Annotated in this window: 4 protein-coding genes, 1 tRNA gene and 1 pseudogene; 5 read left to right on the top strand and 1 reads right to left on the bottom strand. The window is 59.3% G+C overall.

The features are described from left to right. Positions 1 to 150: 150 nt before the first annotated feature. Together AB7I51_RS17640 and AB7I51_RS17645 are read left to right on the top strand one after the other, a co-directional pair. A pseudogene (locus AB7I51_RS17640) lies at positions 151 to 393 on the top strand (ArsR/SmtB family transcription factor); the annotation flags it as partial. A 58-nt stretch (positions 394 to 451) separates the two neighbouring features. After that, positions 452 to 919 carry an SRPBCC family protein gene (locus AB7I51_RS17645; RefSeq protein ID WP_428405587.1) on the top strand — a complete coding sequence of 156 codons (468 nt, stop codon included), beginning with the start codon at positions 452 to 454 and terminating at the stop codon, positions 917 to 919. Between the two features lie 31 nt (positions 920 to 950). On the opposite strand, the gene AB7I51_RS17650 is transcribed toward AB7I51_RS17645, so the two are convergent. Next, on the bottom strand, positions 951 to 2,612 hold the full coding sequence (locus AB7I51_RS17650) for an aminotransferase class III-fold pyridoxal phosphate-dependent enzyme (RefSeq protein WP_428405586.1): 1,662 nt from the start codon (positions 2,610 to 2,612) through the stop codon (positions 951 to 953). A 35-nt stretch (positions 2,613 to 2,647) separates the two neighbouring features. On the opposite strand from AB7I51_RS17650, the gene asd reads away from it, so the two are divergent. From asd to AB7I51_RS17665, 3 genes are all read left to right on the top strand, one after another. After that, a complete protein-coding gene (gene asd, locus AB7I51_RS17655; protein WP_428405585.1) occupies positions 2,648 to 3,517 on the top strand; it encodes an archaetidylserine decarboxylase in 870 nt (289 codons plus the stop codon). 134 nt (positions 3,518 to 3,651) lie between these two features. Next, on the top strand, positions 3,652 to 4,296 hold the full coding sequence (locus tag AB7I51_RS17660; protein ID WP_428405584.1) for a hypothetical protein: 645 nt from the start codon (positions 3,652 to 3,654) through the stop codon (positions 4,294 to 4,296). Positions 4,297 to 4,427: 131 nt separating this feature from the next. Beyond that, a tRNA-Arg gene (locus AB7I51_RS17665) sits at positions 4,428 to 4,504 on the top strand. The last annotated feature ends 300 nt before the right edge of the window (positions 4,505 to 4,804 follow it).

Consider the following 4,804-nt stretch of genomic DNA (forward strand, 5'->3'; position numbering starts at 1 on the left):
CACGCAACGACGACGCCCAAAGCTCCAGCGTCGTTTCAATCGAAGCGCCCGTCATCACCACGCTCCCATGACGAATCATGGTGAGCCAGTGATTCAGAGTTCATAAAAATTCGCAACTGTAATGCTAAGCGTTCGGAGAAGCTCGATCTCATGTTCTCTGCGCTCGCCGATCCGACTCGGCGCGCCATGATCGAGCGCCTTGCGCGCGGGCCGGCGAATGTCAGCGAATTGGCCAAACCGCTTAAAATATCGCTCCCAGCGGTCATGCAGCATTTGCAGGCTTTGGAGCAGAGCGGCTTGGTGACGAGCCGTAAGATCGGCCGCGTGCGCACCTGCCGCATCCAGCCGAAACGGTTTGACGCCGTGCAGGCATGGCTCGCGCGCCAACGTGCTTAATGGGAAGCGCGCTTCGATCGGCTGGACGCGTTCCTGGAGAAATGCGAGGAGAAGGATGAACGGTCAAAGTCTCGATCTTGAAATTTCCCGCTTTCTGAACGTTCCGCGGGCATGCGTCTGGCAGGCCTGGGCGGATCCGGCGCTGCTCAAGGAATGGTGGTGCCCTCGGCCCTGGACAACGGAAGTGCGCGCCTTCGATTTTTATCCCGGCGGCGCCTTCCACACTTTCATGAGCGGACCGGACGGCGGAGAAAGCGACAATCCGGGCTGCTTTCTCGATATTGCGCCACAGGAGAGAATCGTCTTCACGTCGATGCTGAAAGGCGGCTGGCGTCCCGCCTCGCCGTGGCTCGCCTTCACGGCGATCCTGACCATGGCCGACGAGGGCTCCGGCACGCGTTACGTCGCCCGCGTGATGCACAAGGACGACGCCGAGCGCCGGCGGCACGAAGAGCTGGGATTTTTCGACGGCTGGGGCGCATGCATCACGCAACTTGAAGAAGCGGCGCAGGCTATTTCCTGAGCGCCGCCTTTGTCCTCTCCTCGTTTGCGCATCAGCTGAACAGCCGATGCGCGATCATTTCCTTGAGAACGCCACGGCGAATCGCCTTGTTCGTCACGCCGAGCGCGATACGCCACCAGCCGTCGTCGCGCATCGCCTTCGCCGCAGCCACGAAGCGTTCCACCACCGCCGCAAAATCGCTTTCGGCGTAATTAAGGCTGAAGATCAGGCGTCCCGTTCCGGTCCAAGGCAAAGCGAGGCCTTCGGCGCGCAGATAATATTGAAGCATCCAATTATAGCGTGAGGGTTGGGTGTAGCAGATCATCCATATGGTCGACATATTGGCGACCCGTAGCGGAAGCGCTTCCATTTCGAAGCGCGCGTTGAGGCGCCGCGCGCGCTCATCCCAGACGGCGTCGAGATCATGATAAAGGTCGCGGCAAGCGGGCGTATCAAGTCGCTGCAAGAAGCTCCGCATCGCGCACATCACATTAGGGTGAGAATTAAAGGTGCCTCGAGCGAAACAGATGTCGGCCGGCCGATCGTCGCGAAAGCGCCGCATCAAATCTTTTCGACCGCAGACCACGCCGATCGGCAAGCCGCCGCCGAGCGTCTTGCCGTAAGTGACGAGATCGGCCTTAACGCCAAAATATTCCTGTGCGCCGCCGCGCGCCAAGCGAAAGCCGACGAGCACTTCATCGAAGATGAGCGCTATGCCGCGATCCGAGCAAACGGCGCGTAGCTCCTTTAGCCATTGCGTATAGGCCGCTTTGTCGAAATGCGCCGCGCGAGCGCTGTCGATGAGCGATGAATCCGAAGGCGCCGGCGCATTTGGCGCGAGAGCTTGCAAAGGATTAACGAGAACGCAGGCGATGTCGCGTCGGGTCCGCAGGACGTGAAGCGTCGCCGGCGACATTTCGCTCAAGGTGAGCGTTTCATCCGCCGACGAAGGATTGCCGATCCCCGGCTGCACGTCGCCCCACCAACCGTGAAAAGCGCCGCAGAAGCGAACCAGACGAGAGCGGCGCGTATGATAACGCGCCAGCCGGACCGCCTGCATCACCGCTTCGGTGCCGGACATGTGGAACGACACTTCGTCGAGACCTGAGATCTCTCTTAGAATGCGCGCATTGTCGGCGATTGCGGGATGATAGGGGCCAAGCACTGGCCCAAGCTCCCGCGCGTCCTCTGCGCCTTCGGCGATTGTCTCCTTGTAAAAATCATTGCCGAATACATTGACGCCGTAAGAGGCGGCAAGGTCGTAAAACACATTTCCATCGAGATCGGTCAGCGTGACGCCGGACGAAGCGCGCATGAACGCGCCGGACGGCAAATGCCGCGCGACATATCGGCTGAATTGGAACGGCGTGCGGTAACGTTCGGTGAATTGCAAATCCGAAACGCTTTCGGCCGCTTGCCCGCTCAGGCGGTTCGTCGCTGGAAAGCGGTCGCGAAAAATTCCGGCAAGACGCATGAATCCTTCTCGGCGTCGCGCGGCGACTTCGGGAGGCGCGCCGTCGCAGCAGAAAAAGCGCGCCTCGTCATACTCATAAAACGGGAGGAAAGACGCCAGGCGACGCGCCAAGCGCGCATGGCCGGCAAGCGAGCCATGTTTGGCGCGCGAAAGATCAAGCCGGCGTTTGAGCGCAACGATAGAGGCGGCGAGCGCCGCGGCCCCGAGCCCATAAAGAACGAGCGGAATTTCAATTGTCATAAATCGGAAGCCTAGCCATCATAGTTGACCGCTCCGTGAATATCCGACGCCAGCTGTCACGTTTCGCGGAGCAGGAAGACATCAACTTCCTGCTCACCAACCGCATTCCGCGCTTTGCGCTGACTCGCTTCATGGGCTGGTTCAGTAAGATCGAGCGCCCGTTGGTGCGCGACGTTTCGATCGGCGTTTGGCGCTTGTTTGCCGATCTTGATTTGAGCGACGCAAAGAAGCGGGAATTTCGCAGTCTGCACGATTGTTTTGTGCGTGAATTACAGGACGGCGCGCGGCCGATCGACATGAGGCCGGAGATATTGGCCAGTCCCTGCGACGCCATTGTCGGCGCCTGCGGGCTCATCGAGGGCAGCGAAGTCCTGCAGATCAAAGGCTCGCCTTACGACATCGGCGAACTTCTGCACGATCCGGAGCTTGTCGAGGCCCACCGCGACGGCTGCTACGCCACCTTGCGGCTGACGTCGAGCATGTATCACCGCTTCCACGCCCCGCATGACTGCCGTATCGAGCGCCTCACCTATTTCTCCGGCGATGTGTGGAACGTCAATCCAATCGCCTTGAGGCGCGTGGAGAAATTATTCTGCAAAAACGAGCGGGCGGTGATTCGCGGCAAACTCGCGGCGACGGGCCATTCGATTACGCTGGCGCCAGTCGCGGCGGTGCTCGTCGCCTCCATGCGTTTCGACTTTCTCGATATGACGCTCAGCGCGGCTCACGAGGGGCCGAACGTCTTTGCATGCAACGCGAGTTTGACCAAAGGCCAGCAGATGGGGTGGTTCGAGCATGGCTCGACCATCATCGCCTTTGCGCCAATGGGCTTTTCCTTGTGCGCGGGAGTCGAGACCGGCGCTCGGATTCGTGTCGGCGTACCCCTGATGCGTTTGCCCGATTGAAGAGCTGCCGGCGCCAATTCGGTCTCAGATGACAGGCGCTCAACAAATACAAAATTGTTACGAAAAACTGTCACGTTCATTTCACGCAAAAAGAGAAAAGATGTCTATAGACGGCCAAACGCCATAGGTTCCACATGGGTGGCTTTTTTTCATCTCTCAAAGCGCAACGATGGGATGACCATCGCTACTACCACCACAGCCGGGTCAACCAATCGCTGCATTTCGTCAGCGCGATCAGCTTTCTTTACTGCTACGCGATCCTGTTCCGAGACCCCGCGCAGGCGGCCTTGGTCGCATGGCTCGTGTCGATGGTTTCGCGACAGTCGGGACATTTCTTCTTCGAGCCGAGAGGCTACGACGAAATCAATCACGCGACCCAGGAATACAAGGAACGCATTAAGGTCGGCTACAATCTGCATCGCAAGCGGATTCTGATCGCTATTTGGGCCCTGTCGCCCCTACTTTTGCTGATCGATCCCTCCTTGTTAGGCTGGGTCAAGCCGGCGACCAACGCGGGCGAGATTATCCGCCAGGTTGGATATATCTGGTTCGCCGTCGGCGCCGGCGGGTTCCTCTTCCGCATCGTCCAACTTGTCATACAGCAAGGCCCGATGACCGCGGCCGTGTGGGCCGTCAAGATTGTGACCGACCCTTTTCACGACATTGCGCTCTATTATAAATCACCGTTCTATTGGGATCAGAAAGCGGATCACGAGCAGTTCCGGTCTCCCCACGTCGAAGAGATGGAGCTCGAGGACGATCCGACCCCCGCGCGCTGAGGCGGCAAGCCCGTCCTGCGTTAGGCGAAAGGGGACTCAGCGGCGCGCGCGAGCGCGGCAGAGCGGCCGCGAGCGCCTGACGGCTCGGCATTTTTCAAACTCGACGGCCTCATGATAAAAGCCGGTCTCACGGTCCCGTAGCTCAGCAGGATAGAGCAGCGGTTTCCTAAACCGAAGGTCAGGGGTTCGAATCCCTTCGGGACCGCCAATAAAATCAATGATTACCAAAAATCACCAAAGGCGCTTCCGGGCTGAAGTAAGAGCCAAGGTAAGAGAAAAGCGTTAGCTTTACGGTTGGCAGAAACCCATCAACAAACGTCGCTCATGCCCCGGCGGCTGGCCGCCAGTCGATAGACGGTCGAGGGACGGCTTTGGAGCTAACCCATCTTATTCGTGACGGCGCGACTTTCGGCATCGTCGTGATGTCGGGCGGCATGGCCGCGCGGCGGCGTTCGGGTTTTTCACCCCTTCGAGGACCGCACTTTCTAGAACGCGTTGGAGGGATAAG

The organism is Methylocystis sp., assembly GCF_050246715.1.
Lineage (GTDB): Bacteria > Pseudomonadota > Alphaproteobacteria > Rhizobiales > Beijerinckiaceae > Methylocystis.

Excerpts from the sequence above, each read along its gene's own strand:
- AB7I51_RS17645 (WP_428405587.1), top strand. The coding sequence starts at position 452 with ATGAACGGTCAAAGTCTCGATCTTGAAATTTCCCGCTTTCTGAACGTT.
- AB7I51_RS17650 (WP_428405586.1), bottom strand. The coding sequence starts at position 2,612 with ATGACAATTGAAATTCCGCTCGTTCTTTATGGGCTCGGGGCCGCGGCG.
- AB7I51_RS17660 (WP_428405584.1), top strand. The coding sequence starts at position 3,652 with ATGGGTGGCTTTTTTTCATCTCTCAAAGCGCAACGATGGGATGACCAT.